Origin of the sequence: Flavisolibacter ginsengisoli DSM 18119 (assembly GCF_900129295.1) — a bacterium.
Lineage (GTDB): Bacteria > Bacteroidota > Bacteroidia > Chitinophagales > Chitinophagaceae > Flavisolibacter > Flavisolibacter ginsengisoli.
This window is the reverse complement of record NZ_FQUU01000002.1, coordinates 71164-93228: the sequence shown is the minus strand read 5'-3', so window position 1 is coordinate 93228 and position 22065 is coordinate 71164. Positions and strand designations below refer to the sequence as shown.

16 protein-coding genes and 3 tRNA genes are annotated in these 22065 nt (G+C 38.8%); 16 read left to right on the top strand and 3 right to left on the bottom strand.

Translation table 11 applies throughout. From position 1 onward, the window contains the following. The first annotated feature begins 47 nt into the window (after positions 1-47). The 12 genes from BUA53_RS02510 (at position 48) to BUA53_RS02455 (ending at position 17419) form a co-directional block, all read left to right on the top strand. A complete protein-coding gene (locus BUA53_RS02510; RefSeq protein WP_072833681.1) occupies positions 48-2225 on the top strand; it encodes a GH92 family glycosyl hydrolase in 2178 nt (725 codons plus the stop codon). A 161-nt stretch (positions 2226-2386) separates the two neighbouring features. Continuing rightward, entirely contained in the window at positions 2387-3805 is a 1419-nt protein-coding gene (locus tag BUA53_RS02505; protein ID WP_072833680.1) for a glycoside hydrolase family 125 protein, read from the top strand. A 31-nt stretch (positions 3806-3836) separates the two neighbouring features. Then, positions 3837-5777, top strand: coding sequence for a glycoside hydrolase family 97 protein (locus tag BUA53_RS02500; protein WP_245792995.1), 1941 nt, complete (start codon positions 3837-3839; stop codon positions 5775-5777). Between the two features lie 266 nt (positions 5778-6043). After that, a complete protein-coding gene (locus tag BUA53_RS02495; RefSeq protein WP_072833678.1) occupies positions 6044-6958 on the top strand; it encodes an ROK family protein in 915 nt (304 codons plus the stop codon). A gap of 212 nt (positions 6959-7170) precedes the next feature. Further along, complete coding sequence (locus BUA53_RS02490; protein ID WP_072833677.1) at positions 7171-10269, top strand: SusC/RagA family TonB-linked outer membrane protein; 3099 nt, start codon at positions 7171-7173, stop codon at positions 10267-10269. Positions 10270-10287: 18 nt separating this feature from the next. After that, positions 10288-11919 (top strand): RagB/SusD family nutrient uptake outer membrane protein, encoded by a 1632-nt coding sequence (locus tag BUA53_RS02485; RefSeq protein WP_072833676.1) that lies wholly within the window; start codon positions 10288-10290, stop codon positions 11917-11919. A 33-nt stretch (positions 11920-11952) separates the two neighbouring features. Further along, positions 11953-13098 (top strand): SusE domain-containing protein, encoded by a 1146-nt coding sequence (locus BUA53_RS02480; RefSeq protein WP_072833675.1) that lies wholly within the window; start codon positions 11953-11955, stop codon positions 13096-13098. Between the two features lie 139 nt (positions 13099-13237). Continuing rightward, positions 13238-14404, top strand: a complete 1167-nt coding sequence (locus BUA53_RS02475) for a glycoside hydrolase family 76 protein (protein WP_139256317.1) — start codon at positions 13238-13240, stop codon at positions 14402-14404. Positions 14405-14599: 195 nt separating this feature from the next. Then, positions 14600-15616: a substrate-binding domain-containing protein gene (locus BUA53_RS02470; RefSeq protein WP_072833674.1), complete on the top strand. Its 1017-nt coding sequence runs from the start codon at positions 14600-14602 to the stop codon at positions 15614-15616. Between the two features lie 142 nt (positions 15617-15758). Then, positions 15759-15965 (top strand): hypothetical protein, encoded by a 207-nt coding sequence (locus BUA53_RS02465; RefSeq protein ID WP_072833673.1) that lies wholly within the window; start codon positions 15759-15761, stop codon positions 15963-15965. An 89-nt stretch (positions 15966-16054) separates the two neighbouring features. Next, complete coding sequence (locus BUA53_RS02460; protein ID WP_072833672.1) at positions 16055-16627, top strand: RNA polymerase sigma-70 factor; 573 nt, start codon at positions 16055-16057, stop codon at positions 16625-16627. A 138-nt stretch (positions 16628-16765) separates the two neighbouring features. Beyond that, complete coding sequence (locus BUA53_RS02455; RefSeq protein ID WP_072833671.1) at positions 16766-17419, top strand: hypothetical protein; 654 nt, start codon at positions 16766-16768, stop codon at positions 17417-17419. A 200-nt stretch (positions 17420-17619) separates the two neighbouring features. Here BUA53_RS02455 and BUA53_RS02450 read toward each other — a convergent pair. Beyond that, positions 17620-17703: transfer RNA gene (locus tag BUA53_RS02450), tRNA-Leu, on the bottom strand. Between the two features lie 72 nt (positions 17704-17775). Then, positions 17776-18927, bottom strand: coding sequence for a sensor histidine kinase (locus tag BUA53_RS02445; protein ID WP_072833670.1), 1152 nt, complete (start codon positions 18925-18927; stop codon positions 17776-17778). A gap of 137 nt (positions 18928-19064) precedes the next feature. On the opposite strand from BUA53_RS02445, the gene BUA53_RS02440 reads away from it, so the two are divergent. The 4 genes from BUA53_RS02440 (at position 19065) to BUA53_RS02425 (ending at position 20717) form a co-directional block, all read left to right on the top strand. Beyond that, complete coding sequence (locus BUA53_RS02440) at positions 19065-20102, top strand: glycosyltransferase family 2 protein (protein ID WP_072833669.1); 1038 nt, start codon at positions 19065-19067, stop codon at positions 20100-20102. A gap of 52 nt (positions 20103-20154) precedes the next feature. Then, positions 20155-20394, top strand: a complete 240-nt coding sequence (locus tag BUA53_RS02435; RefSeq protein WP_072833927.1) for a hypothetical protein — start codon at positions 20155-20157, stop codon at positions 20392-20394. Positions 20395-20520: 126 nt separating this feature from the next. After that, positions 20521-20593: transfer RNA gene (locus tag BUA53_RS02430), tRNA-Gly, on the top strand. Between the two features lie 38 nt (positions 20594-20631). Next, a tRNA-Leu gene (locus BUA53_RS02425) sits at positions 20632-20717 on the top strand. Positions 20718-21109: 392 nt separating this feature from the next. Here the strand turns inward: BUA53_RS02425 and BUA53_RS02415 are convergent. Then, on the bottom strand, positions 21110-21946 hold the full coding sequence (locus tag BUA53_RS02415; RefSeq protein ID WP_072833667.1) for a hypothetical protein: 837 nt from the start codon (positions 21944-21946) through the stop codon (positions 21110-21112). Between the last annotated feature and the right edge of the window lie 119 nt (positions 21947-22065).

Below are 22065 nucleotides of genomic sequence, written 5' to 3'. Positions count from 1 at the left end.
CGGGTGACTATACAGTTAATGAACTTTTTATCTAATCATACCAGACAATGAATATTATAAAGGCATTATCTCCTTTACTGCTCGCCATTGCATTTACTTCCTGTAAATCAGTAACACCGCGGGGAAGTAGTAGTACTTCATCTTATACACAATATGTAAATCCATTAATTGGTACAGCCCCTATGACAGACCCAAGGATTTTGGGATATACACTTCCTGATGGCTGGAGGTCATGGGCAGGATTGGTTTTCCCTGGAAGTTCACTTCCAAATGCAATGGTGCAATTAAGTCCCATTACTGAATATGGATCCGGTGCAGGGTATGAATATGAAGATTCGCTTATTTATGGTTTTACGCATACCAATAAAGGGCACTGGAACCTTTGTAACATACCCTTATTGCCTATATCGGGAGTTTCAGATACAACATCCAGGTATGCGTCTGCTTTTTCACATGCCAGGGAAAAGGCCTCTCCGGGATATTACGAGGTGTACCTGGCGGACTTTGATGTTGATGTGAGACTGACTTCTTCATTACGTTGCGGATACCACCAGTATAACTTTAAAAATAAATCCAATAGGCGCATTTTGTTCGATCTGGCCCATGCCAATAATGGTGTCATTTACTGGAAGATAGACCAGGATGGACCAACAGCTGTGCAAGGGTTCCAGGAAACCAGGGGAGAAAAGATCTTTTTTTATGCGACACTTAACAATGCCATTGATAGGCTGGATAAACAGGAGGAAGGTTCGAAAAAAGGGAAGGCTATTTTATACTTAAAAGATGGTAGTACAGATCCGGTGGAAGTGAAAATTGCATTATCCTTTGTAAGTGTTGCCAATGCCAGGCAGAACCTTGGGGCAGAGATCGCGAATAAAACTTTTGAAGAAGTTAGATCTGAAGCCAACAGGATATGGGAAAACCAGTTGTCAAAAGTGCAGGTGCAGGGTGGCAATGAAAGGCAGAGGCAATTATTTTATTCATCCTTTTACAGATCTTTTTTATGGCCTGCCTTGAGAAGTGATGTTAATGGGGAGTACCTCGATGAAAAAAAGCAGGTTGTTAAAGCAAGCTTTAATTATTATACAGTTCCTTCTCTTTGGGATACGTACAGGAATAAACTGGTGTTACTGGCCATAATTTCTCCCAAGGTTACAGCAGATGTTATCCAGTCATTAAAAGACATGGGAGATAAAACAGGGTTTATTCCCACCTTCTTTCATGGTGATCATGCAGCTTCTTTTATTGCGGGGTCTTACCTCCGGGGCATTCACAATTTTGATGTAAAGGGTGCCTATGAATTGTTGCTTCGTAATGCTTATGTACCGGGACCAAGTCGTCCATACCTGGAGGAATACATGGCTAAAGGCTTTATTTCAGATCCTGATGTGGCTAATCCAAATGTTGAGACCAAAGCCAGGGCTGGCGTTTCAAAAACACTAGAATATGCATATGATGATTATGCCCTGGCACAACTGGCCAGGAAATTGGGGGATACTGCCAACTACAGGAAACTTATGGCCAGGTCAACTTACTATAAGAATATGTTTGATCCTTCCACCAGGTTTATGAGGGGAAGGCTGGAAAATGGAGACTGGATAAAAAACTTTAATCCGCAATATCCTTATTATGAATACATGTATCGCGAAGCAAATGCCTGGCAGGTATCCTTCTTTGCTCCGCATGATATGAAAGGACTGATCAATCTGTATGGTGGTGAAAGGGGTTTTGAGTCAAAGCTGGATTCTTTATACTCTGTTCCATGGAATCCAAATTACATAGCCCGAAATGTAGAAACCATGATAGGTCAATATTGCCATGGCAACCAGCCGGATCATGAAGCACCCTTTGCCTATCATTTTATTGGCAAACCTGAAAAATCTCAAAAGATCATAGATTATATTTTGGATAGTTTATATGGTATAGGTCCTGAAGGCCTTGCTCTTTGCGGTATGGATGATGCCGGAGAAATGTCCTCCTGGTATGTATTCAGTGCATTGGGGCTGTATCCATTTTCTCCTGCAGACGCTCATTATATTGTAACGGTTCCTTTATTTGACGATATTAAATGGACGCTGGATAATGGTAAAGTCCTCCATATAAAAAAGGTGGGCCCGGGCAGGAATTTGAAATCAATTACCATTAACAAAACAGATCTACAGGGGTATTTTATAGACCATGATGCCATCAAAAATGGCGCAGAGATAGTCATTGAAACAAAATAATTGCCATTTAAAAGGTGAGAGAAAGTTTTTAGGAAATGTTCTGGACCAGGTAGGGTATAGCCTTACTGAAGTGACTATACTCAGTATGCCCGGTGAGTGAATAGTTGGCTATACTGCTTTCTTTTTAATAATTTGGGCTATTTGATAAAACATACTCCATTATGCAAAGACGTTCCTTTATAAAAACTACGGGCCTGGCTGGCACCGGGTTGATGTTTTCTAAATTTTCTGCTTTTGGTGCGGGGATGGAATTCCCGGTTGTAAGAACTCCACTTGCTAACAGGAAATTCAACAGCAAGGCAGTGGAAAAAGCTATTGTCAATTTTAAAGCTGGTGTGAAAAACAAAGAGTTGGGTTGGCTGTTTGAAAATGCATTTCCTAATACGCTAGATACAACGGTTTTTCATGAAATAAAAGATGGCAGGCCTGATACGTATGTGATCACGGGTGATATTGATGCCATGTGGCTCAGGGACAGCAGTGCCCAGGTATTTCCTTACCTGCAACTCATTAAGGAAGATAAACCTTTGCAACAATTGATAGCAGGCGTGATCAACAGGCAAACTAAATATGTATTAAAAGATCCCTATGCCAACGCTTTTTATCATGATGAAAATAAGAAGGGTGAATGGACCTCGGACCATACAGATATGAAGCCGGGGGTGCATGAACGCAAATGGGAAATAGATTCTTTATGCTATCCTATACGCCTGGCCTATCATTACTGGAAGGAAACAGGTGATAGTTCGCCTTTTAACAATGATTGGAAGGAAGCCGTTTTGACTACCTATAAGGTTTTCAAAGATCAGCAACGAAAAGAGAATCACGGCTCATACCATTTCCAGCGGACCACCCAATTTGCTACAGATACTTTGCCAATGAATGGTTATGGATACCCGGTAAAACCTGTAGGTTTAATTTGTTCCGCATTCAGGCCCAGTGATGATGCCACAGTGTTTTCTTTCTTAATACCCTCCAACTTTTTTGCGGTAGTAAGCCTGAGGCAAGCTGCGGAAATGTTGAACAGTATATCTAAAGATGCGGCCTCTGCACAACAATTGAGAGCGCTTGCAACTGAAGTGGAGAAAGCTATACATGACCATGCCATTGTGCAGCATAAAATATATGGAAAGGTATATGCTTACGAAATCAATGGATTTGGAAGTTATAACCTGATGGATGATGCCAATGTGCCAAGTTTATTGTCACTTCCATACCTGGATGCCGTAAAAAGCACTGACCCCATTTATCAAAATACAAGGAAACTGGTACTTTCCCAAAGCAACCCATTCTTTTTTAAGGGAACTGCTGCGGAAGGAATTGGAGGTCCACACGTAGGCCAGGATATGATCTGGCCATTGGGTATCACCATGCGGGCACTTACCAGCAGTAATGAAAAAGAGATAAGGGACTGTATTGAAACTTTACGGAAGACACATGGCGGTACGGGCTTTATGCATGAATCTTTCCATAAGGACGATCCGAAGAAATTCACAAGAACCTGGTTTGCCTGGGCGAATACTTTGTTTGGTGAATTATTACTAAAAACTTATCATCAGAAAAAGCATTTGCTTGCTTAATGGCATGGCCTAATATAAAAACTTTATTGGTTTGCAGAAAGTACTAAAAACTGTCATAGCGCTGTTATTGGTCACTCAATTACAAGCGCAACACTCATTTGAACTTACATCTCCTGATAAGTCCATTGTAGTTCATTTAGGAATTAATGACTCGGTAAGTTATAGCGTGGAGCTGGATAATAAACCTTTGGTAAATATTTCGAGGGTTTCTTTCGTAACTGACCAAATGAAAAAAACAGGCTGGAAAGTAGCTAAGGTTTCACGTTACGAAAAGGAGGAAACACTTGTACCGGTTGTATTTCAAAAGACTGATAGGATACGCAATCGTTATAATGCTTTACGTATTGTATTTACAAACGGATTGTCATTGGAATGGCGGGCATTTGATAATGGAGTTGCCTGGCAATGGTCTGTAAATAAAGCCGGGGGGTATAAAGTGATTGCAGAAGAAGCAGGTTTTAACTTTCCAAAGGGTTCAAGGGCCTTTTATCCTGAGGAAGATGGATTTTATTCACACAATGAACGCAAATACCATAATTATTCAACAGACAGCATTGATCAGAAATTGGCAAGCCTGCCAGCATTATTTGATATAAATGGCAGCAAATTGTTGATCAATGAAGCAGGCTTGTTTAATTATGCAGGCATGTGGTTAAATGGAAATATCTCCGGTGGCGTGCATGCCGTATTTCCTCATTACCCAAAGGAAAAAATGATTTCGGGTGACAGGGACGAGAAGGTCATCTCAAGAGAAGATTTCATTGCTAAACGTTCAGTAAACGGATCATTACCATGGAGAATACTGATGATAGAAAGGAAAGACCAGGAACTGCTGACAAACCAGCTCGTGTACCAACTGGCCCGACCTTCTACTGGAGATTATAGTTGGGTGAAGCCTGGTAAAGTGCAATGGGACTGGTGGCATTACAATAATGTATATGGTGTGAATTTTAAGGCGGGCATCAACAACGATACCTATAAGTATTATATAGATTTTGCGTCAAAAAATGGAATAGAATATGTGCTTTTGGATGAAGGCTGGTGTGATACCAAAGACCTGATGGCTCAATCACCCGGCATAGATGTAGCTGTGTTGGCAGATTATGCAAGGAGTAAAAATGTTGGCTTATTACTTTGGACAAGCTGGCTGGTGCTGGACAGGCAATTAGATACTGCTTTAGATATGTTTTCCAAATGGGGGATTAAAGGGATTAAGGTTGACTTTATGCAACGTGATGACCAGCAGATGATGGAATATTACGAAAAGGTTGCCAGGTCTGCATCAGCAAGGAAACTCCTGGTCGATTTTCATGGTGCCTGTAAACCCACTGGATTTTTACGCACATATCCTAATGTGCTGACATCAGAAGGTGTGCTGGGGAATGAAATGAGCAAATTCAGCAACCTGGTAGATCCTGATCACACACTAACTATTCCTTTTATAAGGATGGCTGCCGGTCCGATGGATTTTACGCCGGGAGGAATGTATAATGCTCAGAAAAATGATTTTGCAGTTATACCCTCGGAACCAATGACCCTTGGTACCAGGTGTAATCAAATGGCCATGTATGTAGTTTTTGAAAGCCCTCTGCAAATGTTATGTGATATTCCAACACATTATAATAAAGAACCTGAGTGCATGGAATTTCTAAAATCTGTGCCTGTTGAATGGAAATCTACTGTTCCCCTGGAAGGCAAAATCGGGGATTATCTGGCAATTGCCAGAGAAGCAAAAAACGGGGATTGGTATATTGGAGCCATGGCTGACTGGTCAGGGTATACATCTGATATTAACCTGAAATTTCTACCCAAAGGGAAGTGGAAAATGAAACTTTGGAAGGATGGTCCAAATGCCAATCAAAATGCTAAGGATTATACATTTGAAGAAATGAATGTAACCAGGAATTCCATACTTCCCATTCTCCTGGCTAAGGGTGGAGGATTTGTAGCCAGGCTAGTAAAAATGAAATAATTATTTTGCTAAAAGTAGCGGTTTGAATTGTGCTAAGTGACAAAGTAAAGTAGATGAACTAATTGTTCAAATATAGTATAGCAATCGTTTCTCATAAGCAGTGTCGCCTCCTGTTTTCACAGGAGGCTTTTTATTTACCTGATTAATATCAGGAAGAGATGTTGAGTTTAATATGGTGGTTACAAGGTCGTAATGTGACTAATAATATGTACCCTGGTGGCCAATTATTAACAACAATAGTTGCTGCAAGGAAATAAAAACTAGTGATGATGGATTCAATTATAGCAGGCGTCGATATAGGAGGTACACATATAACAGCAGCCCTTGTTGATGTTCAACGAAGAGTTATACTTAATAATTCATTACAAAGAGTGGCTGTAAATTCAAAAGATAGTGCAGCCAATATTTTCACTACCTGGTGCAATGTGATAAGGGATTGCTTTCAGTCTTTCAATATGAAACCTGCTAAAATAGGAATGGCTATGCCAGGTCCTTTTGATTATAAGAAAGGAGTGGCATTATTAAAGAACCAGGACAAGTTTGATAATCTGTATGGAATAAATGTAAAAGTTCAAATGGCAAGCAGGCTTCAAATAAATGCGGGAGATATAAGTATTGCCAATGATGCTGCATGTTTCCTTCAGGGCGAAATTTTTCATGGAGTTGCCGGTAGTAATGACAGGGTAATGGGGTTGACATTAGGGACAGGTCTAGGTGCTGCCAGGGCAGTAAATATGACGTCTGAAGATGCAGATTTATGGTGCTACTCTTTTAAAGATGGAATTGCTGAGGATTACCTGTCAAGCAGGTGGTTTATGAAGCGTTTTTTTGAATATAGCGGCAGGAAGTTGGAAAATGTAAAAGAACTGGTTCAATTGAAAGATACTGAAGGCTGTGTTCAAGCCATATTTAAAGAATTTGGTAATAACCTTGCAACGTTTATAAAACCTTTTATGGTCGCAGAAAGCAGGAATGTATTGATCCTGGGTGGCAGCATTGCTAAAGCTTATGATCTATTTATAGGGGAATTAGAAAAATTATTGACTTCAGAAAATATACAAGTTCAAGTGAGGCATTCAGTACTTGGTGAAAGCGCTGCCTTGATGGGAGCTGCCAGCTTTTGCCAGCAAGAGCATGAATCCATTCAGCCTGCATTTGTTCACAAAATATCTCGTGGATAATTCAAGTGTTTATCTAAACTAAAGAGATACATAAACCATTTACCAGGCTTTACGTACGGTATTCACTATTTACTGTAAAATTTTTTAATAAAGTATAGCAGTCACACCTTTTTAAGGTGACATTACAATAAGCAGGTCTTGTACTAATAAGTATTGTCTTAAGAAAGTATGAGGTTGGCTTCAACCACTAAAGAACTAAAACAAGCACGCATATGAATATTGACAAGCCGCATGGCGGCAAACTTCCCGGTTTTTACAGGATGTCCATTATCCCGTTACGGGTATTGGGGCTATTCTTATTATTTCAATTTTTTACTAATTCAGCTTTTGCCCAGGCTGTTATAAATGGCCAGGTAAGGGATGAGAACAGCAAACCAGTTGCTGGTGTAACGGTGCAATTAAAGAATGCCGCAAACGCTACTGTTACAGATGAATCGGGAAACTTTTCCCTTTCTGTACCAACAACAAAAGGTGTCCTGGTTTTCACCTTTGTAGGGTATGCTCCAAAAGAGGTGGGTATAACAGGTACACGGGTTGATGTGCAATTGCAGCCAGCAAGTAACAGCCTCAACGAGGTTGTAGTGGTAGGTTATGCCACTCAAAGAAAAGTGTCCTTAACAGGCGCTGTTGATAAGATAAGTGCCGATGTCCTGGAAGGTAAACCGGTGGCTAATGTAAGCCAGGCCTTACAGGGGGTATCGCCAAACCTTATTATCCAGCAACGCAATTTTGAACCAGGCCAGGGTTTGAATATTAATATTCGGGGTTTGGGTACTTTGGGTAATAATGACCCATTGATTGTTATAGATGGAATAGTAGGAGGTGATATCAACCTTTTAAACCCGAACGATATAGAAAGTGTTTCTGTTTTGAAAGATGCAGGCTCTGCCGCTATTTATGGGTCAAGGGCTGCTAATGGGGTTTTGTTGATTACTACTAAAAAAGGAAGGAAGAACGAAAAGCCATCTCTTTCCTATAATGGAATTTATGGCATTACTTCTCCTAAAATAGCAGCACAACCGGTGCATGCCTGGGAGAATGCTTATTATAAAAATGAATCACTTGTAAATTCAGGGCGTCAACCGGTTTACTCCCCCTCTGATATTCAGAAAATTGCTGCAGCAGGTGATGGCGATTGGAGGCTGTCTACCATTTTGCAAAATGCTGCTCAGCAAACTCATAACCTAAGTATCAAAGGCGGTGGGGAGTTTAACACTTACCTGGTAAGTTTTGGATACATGGACCAGGAGAATAATTTTATTGGTCCTGATTATGGATGGAAACGATACAATTTCAGGTTGAATCAGACAACTGACATTGGTAAATTCAGGCTTAGTACCATATTAAGTTATGTGAAATCAGATGGCAAAGACCATTCCTCCAATGCTTCTACCTTGATCATTGATGCTTCAAGGGTGCCTTTGTTATATAGTTTCCAGGATAGCCTAGGTCGATACCTTACTAATGCGGTATCCGCAGAATTCAATCCGAAAGCTGTTTTGGAAAATGGTGGTTATAGAAAGTATGATAATGATGAAGTGTTTGGAAGTTTTACCGGCGAATATTCCTTTACTCCTGATCTGAAGTTAAGGGGTGTATTTGGTGGTACCATGAGAACTGACCATGCTTTTGGCAGGAGAAAGCAATTGTCTTTTTTCCCTGGTGGCAGTTATGGACAGGATAGGGAAGTATTTGATGATAATAGCAAATCCTTACTGACAAATACACAACTGATTGCTGAATACAAAAAGAAATTTAATCAGCATAGCTTGAACCTGTTGGTGGGTGGAACTAATGAATCTTATAAAGGAGAAGGTAATAATATCCGGAAAACATTAACTGACCCTGTTTGGGGAATCCCGACTACCGGAACTGTGGTGGATCCTAATTCAAGTAATTCCAATCAAAGAACTTCAGAGTCCAGCCTCAATTCATTGCTGGGTCGGTTGGGCTATTCTTTCCAGGATAAGTACTTTGCTGAATTCTCCTTTAGGTATGACGGATCATCTAATTTTCCAAAAGCAGGAAGATGGGGCTTTTTCCCTTCTGCCAGTGCAGCCTGGAGAATGACGGAAGAGGGTTTCCTTGAGAATTTTAAAAACAATATAGGTGATCTGAAACTAAGGGCTTCCTATGGTATTCTCGGTAATCAAAATGTTGGTGCTTACCAATACCAGACTTCCTATTTCAACTATTCCAATGCTTATGGTTTTGATAACGTCATAGTTGGTGGTTCAGGTTTTTCTTTAGGTAATCCAGAGATCACATGGGAAAAGGCCGCAACATTCAATGTCGGAGTGGATGCAAACCTGTTGAATAGAAAATTGAACCTTTCACTTGATTATTTTGATAAAACAACATCTGACATTCTTGTGGGCAGAGACGATGTGCCAGAAATTTTTGGTGCAGGGTTTCCTGATTACAATGCTGCAAAGGTCAGAAACAAAGGATGGGAGATTGCAGCTTCTTACAAACTGCAGGGTAAACTGTTTACCCATACTTTCAGCGCCAACCTGGCTGATAATCTAAATGAACTTGTAGACTACACATTTGGTGCAAAAGAACAGGTTCTACGTAAGGAAGAATTTGAATTTGTGCGTAGGGTAGGCTTACCTATAACGGTATATCAGGGCTATAAAAGAGACGGTTATTTTCAAACGATTGATGATATTAAGAATTTTGCAAAGCCAGCGAATGCTACTGTTGTTCCGGGAGATATCAAATTCAAGGATAAGAATGGTGACGGTGTAATAGATGACCAGGATAAGTACATTCTTGGTAATCCTTTCCCGAGGTATACGTTTGGATTTACCTATTCAGTTGCAGTTAAAGGTTTTGACGCTCAGGTATTCATTCAGGGAGTTGGCAGAAGAGACCTGATGATCAGGGGTGAATTGGTGGAGCCTTTCCACGTAGGATACTCCGGAACTTTATATACACATCAGACTGATTACTGGACTCCTACCAATCCGGACGCAAAATGGCCACGCCTGGCAGAAGCAGGTAGCCCTTCTAATCAAAACAATTACAGGACCGGTTCTGATATATACCTGTTCAATGCAGCCTATGCCCGTGTGAAAAACGTTCAATTAGGTTATTCTTTGCCAAAAGATCTTGCAGGCAAAGCGCATATTCAAAATGCAAGGCTATATGTGACAGCACAAAACATTTATACTTTGAGTGGACTTACATTCATTGATCCGGAAAATACAGAGTTTGGTAATAATACAAGCATGGGTTCTGGTGCTAACAGTGGCCGCGCTTATCCATTGCCGGTATTCTATGGTGTTGGTTTAGATATAACATTTTAATTTTAAAATATTCTAGGTATGTTTTTTAAATATTTCAATAGATCCTTCACTTTCTTATTCCTGGTGGTACTATCTGCCGGATGTAAGAAAATGGATCTTGCCCCTACAGACCGGTTTACAGAGCTAAACTTCTGGACATCGGATGAAAATGTGAACAACGCATTAAATAATGTATACAACAGGATGTATAACAGCCAGCTTTACTTCTATAATGAAGCTTTAAGCGATAATGCCTATACAAGATTAGGAATAAGTGCCGGGTTTCCGGATGCCATAGCAAGTGGAAATTTTACTCCTACACTTGCTCGTTTTATTAATGAATGGGATTATTATTATACGGGCATTAAAGCGGCTAATATTTTCCTTGACAACGTGGATAAGAATACAACACTGGCACCAGCTGTTAAGGAAAGGATGAAGGCTGAAGTTCGTTTTATCCGGGCGTTTCACAATTTTAAATTAATGACATGGTGGGGCGATATTCCTTTACTTAAAAAGGATGTTTCCATCGAGGAGGCAAAGAACATTGCACGGACTCCACGTGCCGAAGTTCTGGAATTCATTCTTTCAGAACTGGATGCCGCTGCCACAGCCCTTCCCACTCGTGATCAGTATAGCAATGCCGATAGGGGAAGAATTACTAAAGGAGCGGCCAAGGCATTAAAAGCCAGAGTGCTACTTTATGAAGGAAACAGGATGGCTGAAGTGGCTGCAATTTGCGAAGATTTAATCAATAACCAGGCTGCCAATGGAAGCTATAGTTTAGTGTCGAAATATGATGACATCTTCAGTCCAACTAATGAGTATAACAGCGAAGTGATACTCGATCTGCAATATGTGCCTAACCTGCGTACATGGGGCGAGTATATAGACTTTGCGCCAATATCTGCTGGTGCTCGTGGAAACAACCTGGCGCCAACCCAGGAGCTTGTGGACAGTTATGTAATGTTAAATGGCAAGAAGATCAATGAACCAGGTTCCGGTTATGATGAGTCTAACCCTTATGCAGGAAGAGACCCACGTCTTACCTCAACCATCATTTACCATGGTGCTACATGGAAAAACCCAAATGGAAGTACACAAACGATCTACATTAAGCCTGGAACAGATCCTGACCCTGCAAGGAAAAATGAATATAAGCCATCAGGACAGGGAACAGCTACTGGGTATTACTGGAAGAAATATTATGATCCAACAGCAACGGGCGGATTTAATTCCGGATTAAACCTAATACTGATCCGTTATGCAGATGTATTATTAATGTATGCTGAAGCAAAGAATGCTTTAGGTCAAATGACACAGGAAGTGTGGGATAAGACCATCAGGCCTATCCGCCAGCGTGCCGGCTTCACTGATCCTGCTGCATTATCTTATCCTACCACGGGAGATATGACAGCAATCATACGTAATGAAAGAAGAAGTGAACTGGTTCTTGAAGATTCACGTATTTATGATATCAGGAGATGGAAGATAGCTGAAAGCGTGTTGAATGGTTGGGCGCATGGAGCAAAATTTGAAGATCCTTCCATTGATAATGGATATATAAGAGCTCAATTAAGAACTTTTGAAGCCAGCAAGCATTACCTGTGGCCAATTCCTGCTGCAGAAATTGGGAAAGATCCAAACCTTACACAAAACCCTAATTATTAATACATCAAAACCTTAAACTTATAATTTATTTATATGAAAAGATTGCTTATAAATGCCACAGGCATGATTGTTCTTCTCTTTACTCTTGGCATGTTGGGATGCAAGAAAGAAGGCAGAGACATTAACATGAATATTTCAGAAGTTACTCAATTCTATGCGCCTAATGATAACCTGTTTGTAAAATTAGAACCAGCAACTTCTGCCAGTGTTGGTTTTGAGTGGGACCAGGCTAAAGCTGAAGATGGATCTCTTGTAATGTATGAAGTGGCTTTCGATAAGGTTACTGGTGACTTTTCTAATCCAGTATATAAGATGGCTTCTGACGGAAATGGTGTACAGAACAAATTAACCTTAAGCCATAAAGACCTGAATAGGATAGCGAATTTTGCAGGCATTAAATCTTTGGAAACCGGCAAGTTAAAATGGACTGTCTTAGCATCGAAAGGTACCAATGTAAAAAAATCAGCATTGGTAAGAACAATAGAAGTGGAAAGACCCGCAGGATTTGCAGAGATCCCTACTGAGGTGTATTTAACAGGTGACGCAACAGAAGCAGGTGCTAACGTGGCAAATGCTATTAAGTTGAAATCTACCGGTCCAGGAACTTTTGAGATCTATACATCTCTGAAACCAGGTACTTATAATTTTGTAAACAAGACTACCGGCGCGTCAACTTCTTACCAGGTGCAGGGAACATTTCTCAAAGAAGGCGGCGGAGTGGCCAGCCCGGCAACAGGAACACAGGTATATAGAATCGAGCTTGATTTCAATAATGCCGCAGTGAAATTGACAGAGATCACAAAGGTTGGTTATTGGTTTGCACCTCATAATAGTATTGATGCTGAATTGACTTATGCAGGCGGTGGTGTATTCCAGGCATTGAATGTTCCAATTGAATTTAAACAAGAAGGATGGGGAAGGGATGAGCGTTATAAATTCCGCATGACATTGAAGGATGCCAGTGGCACTGAATTTATGGAAGATTGGGGAAGTGCGAACAGGGATAATAACAGACCAACTGCTACTACTCCCGCAGCCTGGTATAACTTATTCAAGCATGAAGTAAATCAGTGGGATTATTGCTTTAAATTTCCTACAGAAGCTGATATGAAAAATGTTGACCTGATACTGAACTTTAAGCCAGATGCGCCTTATAACCATGTATTGGTAATTAAATAAGTTTTCCTACGTAAAGGATACCGCCATAGCTTGACACCTATTCAGCGTGTATAAGTATGGCGGTTCTTTTGTTTATTGATAATTTGGATTTCCATATGTAGTTGAATAGATAGCTGGCAGATGGAAATAAAATAGTAAAATGATGCTTCGACAACTGATAAATAAAATACTTTTTGTAACCAGTGTGCTCATCATTGGAACAGGTTGTAAAAAAGATTATGACCAGGGAACCGTAACACCGCCTATTAATGGTGGTAAACCTGTAATTGACTGGGCAAAAGCTGCGGATAGCAGCACATTAAACCTGCTGAATAAGTTCTGGAATGCTTCCGGAAATTATTTCAATGAGAAAAATACCAATACCAATTTCAATTACTGGCCACAGGCTCACGGGCTGGATGTTTTGGTTGATGCCTATACCAGGACCGGTAATTCAATGTATAAAGATTACATGGATAAATGGTATGTTGGTGTAAATGCAAAGAATGGTAATACGTTTCTTAATGAATTCTATGACGATATGGAGTGGAATGCATTAGCTATGTTAAGAGCCTATGATGCCACTGGCGATGTTAAATTCAAAACCGCGGTTGACCAGGTTTGGACAGATATCAAGACTGGTTGGAACACTACAATGGGTGGAGGTATAGCCTGGAGAAAAAGCATGCCTTATTACAAGAATACTCCCGCTAATGCACCAGCAGCCATATTGTCGGCCAGGTTGTACCAGCGGTTTAATAATGCTGCAGATCTTGAGTGGTCTAAGAAAATCTATACATGGTTAAAGGACAGTTTGTATAATAAATCTTCAGGATGGGTTTATGATGGGATGAATAGTGACAATGATGGCAAGAGGAATACTACATGGAAGTTTACTTATAACCAGGGAACTTTTATTGGTGCCGCACTGGAATTATATAAGATCACTAACGACAATGTATACCTTACAGATGCATTGGCCGCAGCTAATTTTACTTTGTCAGATAATGCGCTGACCAATTTAAATGACAACCTTTTAAAAGACGAGGGAGGGGGCGATGGCGGATTATTTAAGGGTGTTTTTGTCAGGTATTTTACCCAACTAACGTTAGCACCCGGAATGCTCAGTACTGACAAGCAACGTTATGCTAATTTTATAAAAAATAATGCTGAAACATTGTGGAATGTTGGTACTGATAAATCCTACTTACTTTACGGTTCTTATTGGAAAACACAGCCAGGAGCATCAACCGATCTTACTACTCAGCTAAGCGGATCGATGTTAATAGAAGCTGCAGCAGTTTTAAAGAAGAATAATGTTTTTTAAAAGACAAGCTCTGAATATCCAGTGCAGGATTTTTAGATTTTGATAATGGGATTCGTATTATTAAACTTTCGCAATTAAAAAAATTGACAATAAGTAGTTTAAGAGTTTACAAAGAAATTCGGGCAATAGTTTTAAATTTCACATTGTTATCACTAAAGAATTATAAACAATGATCTGATCATTCATGAGATCCTTATGAAAAGAGTATCGTTAAAGGATATTGCAAAACAAGCCGGTGTGGTTCCGTCCACAGTTTCATTTGTATTGAATGGAAAAGCCAAGCAAATGAGGATCAGTGATGAACTGGCAGAAAAGATCAGGGCATTGATTGAGGCTGCCGGCTATCAACCACACCATACCGCGGTAAGCTTAAGGACTGGCAAAACAAAGATCCTTGGATTGATCGTGGAGGATATATCAAATGTGTTCTTTGCTTCCTTGGCTAAGTCAATAGAAGATGCTGCCTATTCTCTTGGTTACAGAATAGTTTATTGCAGTACAGAAAATGATCCGGAAAAAGGAAAAGAATTGATCAGGATGCTTACACATCAGCAGGTGGATGGTTACCTCATTACACCTACACCGGGCATGGAAAATGATATCAATAACCTCATCAAAAATAATAAGCCAGTTGTATTAATGGACCGGTTTTTACCCGGACTGGATGTACCGTTTACCCTTGTTGATAACTATGCTGGTGTAAAATTAGGCATGGAGCACCTGTTAGGGAAAGGTTATAAGAATATTGCATTTGTTACGCTTGATACCCAACAGATCCAAATGTTACAACGTGAGAAGGGTTATAAAGAAACTTTGAAAAGGCATGGCATCGAAGTAAGGAATGAGCTTATTGAAAAAATTCCATTCAAATCCCGTCCTGAAGATGCTATTAAACAAGTGTCTGAATTTATTAAATCCAATCCTGATATTGATGCCATCTTTTTTGCTACCAACTACCTGGGTATGTATGGATTGGAAAGCATTAAAAAGGCCGGATTAAAGATACCAGAAGAAATAGGAGTGATCTGTTTTGATGACCATGATATATTCAGACTATTTACTCCTGCCATAACCATTATCAGGCAACCTATTGAAGAAATTGCAAGGAGTGCTATTGAGATGCTCATTAGTTTATTGGAAAACAATTATACTGTTACTGCTGAATCACATGTATACAAGAAGCCGGAATTAGTAATAAGATCATCAACATGATGGCAGATTGAATGCAAGGAATAATAAAAAGCTTATTAATGCATTTTTTTAGCAAAGATCAATGAGTACTTAACTTATTTAAATGCCCTGTTATAATAAAAACATGTTTTTGATTACCTTTTGACCCAGATGAATATTTACTATGAATGATAGTGAAATACAGGTATTAATAGAGAAGTATTTGAACGGGCAGGCATCTGAGTCTGAAAGAAAACTCGTAGATACCTGGTATGATTCGTTTGAATCGAACGAAGGATTGACATCAGAGTTAAGCCAGGAAATTATTTGTGGCCTGCAAACAAAGGGTTTTGCAACCTTACTTCAAAAGTTAAATCTGAATAAGGAATAAGTGTTTTTACTGATTAAAAATAAAGATTGCTATAAGTTCAACCCGAACTTAGATATTTTCATTAAATTCAACCTCTAAATACGATTTGCATGCTCCCACCAAATGTATTTTATGAGCAACTGCCAGATATTGAGTTGTTTCAATTGACCCGGCAGGATGATACAAAAGCTTTTGAGGCATTGTACAAGCGCCATTGGTCCTCATTAATAGATACAGCCTATCGTAGGTTACAATCCCGCGAAAAAGCAGAGGATATAGTTCAGGATATTTTTATCAGTTTTTATCAAAAAAGAGATTTTTTAGAAATCACAGTTTCTGTTCAAGCATATTTATACCAGGCATTAAAGTATAAAATCCTGAATGAGTTTCGTTCAGAAAATACCCGCAATACCTTTCAGCAGCACCTTTTTTTTAAGGACGTTTGCAAAAACGATTTTGCAAATGAAATAGAAGCAAAGGATCTCGGGAAGAAAATAGATAATATCCTGGCTTCTTTACCCGAGAAATGCAGGCGTGTATTCATTATGAGCAGACATGGGAATAAAACAAATAAAGATATTTCCCAGGATCTGAAAATCTCTATCAGCACAGTTGAAAAACACATTGGCAAGGCTCTTAAAACACTTAAATATTTGCTACCTGAATACAGTGTTTTATATTGATTCTTCTTATTGCAGCATTTTTTATATTACCAGCATTAAATCCTGTTAATAAGAAGCCTGCAGGCACTAAAATTGAACAACAAAGGCATTTAAGATGTTAGTTAGAGTTCCCTTTAAACGACATCTATAAATCTTTGTATGCGCATACTTATTCATTTATTACTCACTGTCCTACTATTTACCAACTGCAGAAACAATAAATCAGGAAGTCCTGACAAGATAGTTTCAAATCAAGTAACCACTTCAGTCAAATCCAAAATTGAAACAAAGGATACTACTATGACTGCCGCAGTAATAGGGAATAAGCAAAAGCTGGCCCTTACTTCTAATGCGCTGCAATTGGTGGATGCCATAACAGGTTCTACAAAAGAGATAATTTACGGTGTGCCTTATAAACAGATCGTTACAATTGTTCGTAACATATTGGAAAGAGAGCCAGCAAAGGTTGGCGTTAATACAGAATGCGGTGCAGGCCCCCTTAAGATGGCCTCCTGGTCAAATGGACTAACCTTGGTATTTAAAGAAACAAAGCGAGATAATGGAGAGTGGCTTTTTGCAGGTTGGTTTGCCAGTAAACCCCAACATAAAGAAACTAAACTTAGTACGATGGCAGGAGTTGGTGTTGGTTCCACACTCGCAGAGTTAAAAAGTGCTTACGAAATTTCGGTTTCAAAAACTACATTGGGGCAGGAGTTTGCTGTAAAATCCGGCTTTTACGGTCTGCTTTCCGGTATTGGGGATGATGCTACTATTGATGCAATGTGGAGTGGGGTAAGCTGCAATTTCAGGTAATCATTGTTATTAAGATAATCACCTTAATAGGTAATCAGATATACTAATGAAATATTCATTTTCGGAGTTCTTCATCGATGGCAACTTATTTATAACATTTAAGTAGTATAGACTTTCCTTTAGATTTATAATACCTAATTATCAACAGCAAATACATAAAAAAAGCTAAAACCCTATTTCTGAAAGGGTTTTAGCGTAAGTGCCCGAGACTGGATTCGAACCAGCACGCCGTTTCCAGCGCCACCACCTCAAGGTGGTGCGTCTACCAATTTCGCCACCCGGGCATTTGGAGGTGCAAGTTTAAGGGTAAATGTTCAATCTTTAACCTTTCTCTTCTCATTAGTGGGCAAATCTATTTATTTTACTAAAACAATCCGAAAAGTTGTTCCTTTTCCAATTTCTGAGTTCTTTACAGTCAAACTTCCTTTATGATATTGTTCAACTATTCTTTTTGACAGACTTAAACCCAAGCCCCATCCTCTCTTTTTAGTAGTAAAACCCGGTTTAAAGATTCTTTGAATATTTTGTTTGCTTATCCCTTTTCCACTGTCAGTGATGTCAATAAAAACACTATCTGGTTGTTCTTTTATATCTACTATAATTGAGCCTTTTCCTTCCATAGCATCTAAACCATTTTTTAAAAGGTTTTCTATGACCCAATCAAATAAGGGAGCCGATATATGTACAGGAATGCTTTCCGCTCCATTTGTGTTGATAGAAAAAGACACTCTTCCTCCAGCCCTTTTTCGAATATATTCAACCATATTTTCTACCTGCTCAATAATATCTAAAAGCTCTAATTGTGGGGTGCTTCCAATTTTACCAAACCGGTCAGATACTAGGCGTAAACGGCTCACATCTTTTTCTATCTCAGGTACAAAACTTTCATGGCCATGTGTTTCTTTTAATATTTCTACCCATCCTTCCAGGGACGAGACTGGAGTTCCAAGCTGGTGCGCTGTTTCTTTAGCCATGCCAGCCCATACCTGGTTCTGAGTGGATCGGTAACTGCTTCGTATAGCGCCAACAGTAATAAGAATGAATAAACCAACTATCAGAAGTTGCACTAATGGATAATACCGGACTTCATCTAACAGGCGACTGTGGCCATAGTAGTATTTATTAATCCTGCTTGAATCTAATGGATCTATCCAGGTAATTGGAGTAACCTGTGATTTGAATTTTTGAAGCATGTTATTTAGATAGTTCTTGTCTTCATGAATCTTTGTAGAGTCCAGATTAATAAATTCAAAAATGCTATCCTTTTCATTAGTCCATATGATAGGTATGTCATTATTGTCCTGTATGATCTTCAAATGAAGACGAGTATCACCGGTATTATTGGGATTTAATAAAGAAGTGCTGGCTTCAACCCATTCTTCAACCTTTTGACGTTCTTCTTTTTCTATTTTCTTCCCAAGGTAGGAGGAATAGGAAATGGTACCACTTACAATCAAAATTGCTATGATAGCCAATAAAGTGCGCCAGTTAATTAATTGACGAAACATTCCTTAAAAATAAGTAATGAAAAATGAAGCAAGAAGTGTGATCACTATTCAAAGACTAAAACCTCTCCGTTATACCTTTTATTCATAAAGTTTCTAATTTGCCAGCTTCGCTTATTTTTGACTGAATTATTATTCTATTGACAGTTTATTCAGTAGCTATTGTTATTCTAAATTGGAATGGCAGATCATTTCTTGAAAGATTTCTGCCTTCTGTGCTTTCTACTTCTTATCCAATAAAAGTGATTGTAGCAGATAATGCCTCAACAGATGATTCAATTATAGTTTTAGAAAATAAGTTTCCCGAAGTTGAATTGATAAAACTAAAAAAGAATTACGGCTTTGCAAAAGGATATAACGAAGCGTTGAAGTTTGTAAAAGCTGAATATTACGTACTGTTGAATTCAGATGTCGAGGTAACATCTGGTTGGTTAGAACCTATCATAAAGCTGTTTGAATCTGATAGTAAAATTGGTGCTTGCCAACCTAAAATACTTTCTTATACCAATAAAGATTCGTTTGAATATGCAGGAGCTTCCGGAGGATGGATAGATAAATATGGCTACCCGTTTGCGAGGGGAAGGGTTTTTGATCATTGTGAGCGTGATCTGGGTCAATATGATTCAATTGAACAAATTTTCTGGGCTACTGGTGCTGCATTAGTGATAAAGAGTGAGTTATTTCACCAATTAAACGGTTTTGATGAATATTTCTTTGCTCACATGGAGGAGATTGACCTTTGCTGGAGATTGCAATTAGCCGGTTATAAAATATATTGCTGCCCAGAGTCAGTTGTTTACCATGTGGGAGGTGGAACGCTCCCAATAGGAGATTCCAGGAAAACTTTTTTAAATTACCGCAACAATCAAATAATGCTAGCCAAAAACCTTTCATTAAAGGAAAAATGGTGGAAGATCCCTTTCAGGTTGGCTCTTGACCAGGTTTCAGCTTTGAAAGCCTTAATTACAGGTGATGGCGGTTATTTTAAAGCCGTAATAAAAGCACACATGGCCTATTTTTATTGGTGCCTCTTTATTAAAAATCAAAAGCCTGCCATTAAAAAAAGTTTGAAAGAACTAAGTGGAGTCTATAATGGCAACATTATTTGGGCTTATTTCATTCAAAAAAGAAAGCTCTTCAACCAGATAATTCAAAAAGAAGATCAAAAAGAAGTCTAATTCTTTTAACAATTTGCTTTCATCCATTATTTTTGCACCACAAATTTTGAATATGGATTACCAACAGGAAGAATATCGGGAGGAACTGGAGAAAGTACAAGACAGGGACTTTACTCATAGTTGGGTCTCTTCTTCTGCCTTTATCTTTTACCTTTCTGTTTTTTGTATTCTTGCTTTTTTCTTTGGAAGTTGTTATAAGCTATACAACATCCGTTATGAGAACAGTAAGCCTCAAAATGTAGTCGTTCAGGAAAGTACATTGTATACTCCAAAATATAGTGCTCCAAAATAGCAGAATTTTTTTGCTGCAATAGTTACAATACTTATTTTTGCAACCCCGTAAAGTTCTTTACATGTAGACAATTAAAATATGGTTTCCTAATACTTAAGGAATATTATAGTTTAAGTTGTTGCAAAAGCGGAAGTAGCTCATTTGGTAGAGCACGACCTTGCCAAGGTCGGGGTGGCCGGTTCGAGCCCGGTCTTCCGCTCAGAACTTCTCCCGTTTAACCGGGAGATTTTTTTTGGAGCCCTGGTGGTGGAATTGGTAGACACGCAGGACTTAAAATCCTGTGACCCGCAACGGTCGTATCGGTTCAAGTCCGATCCGGGGCACAAAAGCGACGAAAGTCGCTTTTTTTATATCATCTCTCCTTATAGAATATACCTGGCTGAATACTCCTTATATTGAAATATCTTATTTATAGAACTATAAGTGAATATCGTATAGGTTCAAGTATTATACTGGTGCACGTAAGATGTTCCTCTTTTTAAATTAGATTCTCTAAATAAGGAAACAAAAACTATAATTCGAAAAGGTCAAGATTATTTATTCATTTTTCTTAATAGCCTTCCAACCACAACCAATTTCTTTCCGTTAGAAGATTGAACCAGCATAGAGCCATTTCTGCCTCTGACACATTTACCATCATTTCTTCTGATTGCTGTGCAAATAATATTTTTCATTCCGGGATCAGTATGCCTGTCTCCGAGATATTTATATTCCATCAGGAGGAGAACGAATATTGATATTCTATTTTTCCAGTTAGCTTTTTTAGCTTATTATATATTATCTCTTTCGTTTTAAGACCCTGGTTGCTGTATTGAAATCGCCAGATTAAGTAATTATCACTATTGGCGGGAACTGTTATTTTTTGAACAAGCTGGCCTGATGGAGAATATTCAAACATATATTCTGGTAAAAGCCTGTTAGCTTTTTTATTAAAGCGCACTATATCGGTTAATCTATTATTGGCATCATAATAATAATAAACCGGATCCGATTTTACGCCCTTCCTGGTTTCTTGTTCTTCAATAACATTTCCATTTTCATCCAGTTTGAAATTAACATAGCTGGTGTCCCTTCTGTTTTTAATGCGCAACATAGTTGCTATTCTGTTATTGTTATAGTTCCATATGTGTTGTTCAGTTTCGGAAGATTTTCCGGAAGAATCAAGAGAAGAATTCACAATTGACAACAGTTTTCCTGATGGATCATAATTATATATTGAGTTACTAACCATAAAATCACTACTATCTGTTGTTTTCACCACAAGATTATTGTCATCCAAATATGATAATAGAACAGATGCATGCGCCTCATCCGAACGAGTGATTGTTTGTAAAATCCTTTTTGCAGCATCAAAGTTTTGCTCTACATAAAAATCCTTTATTGGTGCATTGGTTTCATCAAAACTTGAAAGGATTACGTGGCTAACCTTATTTTTTAAATATGCCTGCATTATACCAGCTGTTTCTCTGGTACCAATTATATCAATATAATAATGTTGAGTGAATCCTGTTAAGCTATAAAGCAGGCAAATTGATACCAATAAGGTTTTCATGACTGATAGATTGTTTTTCCAATTAGGTAAGAAAAGTATTTCTCTTACCCGGATATGGTTTGTATTCAAAAATAACCAATGGATTTAGGATTCATACAAAGAATTGTTCAAGTGTAGTT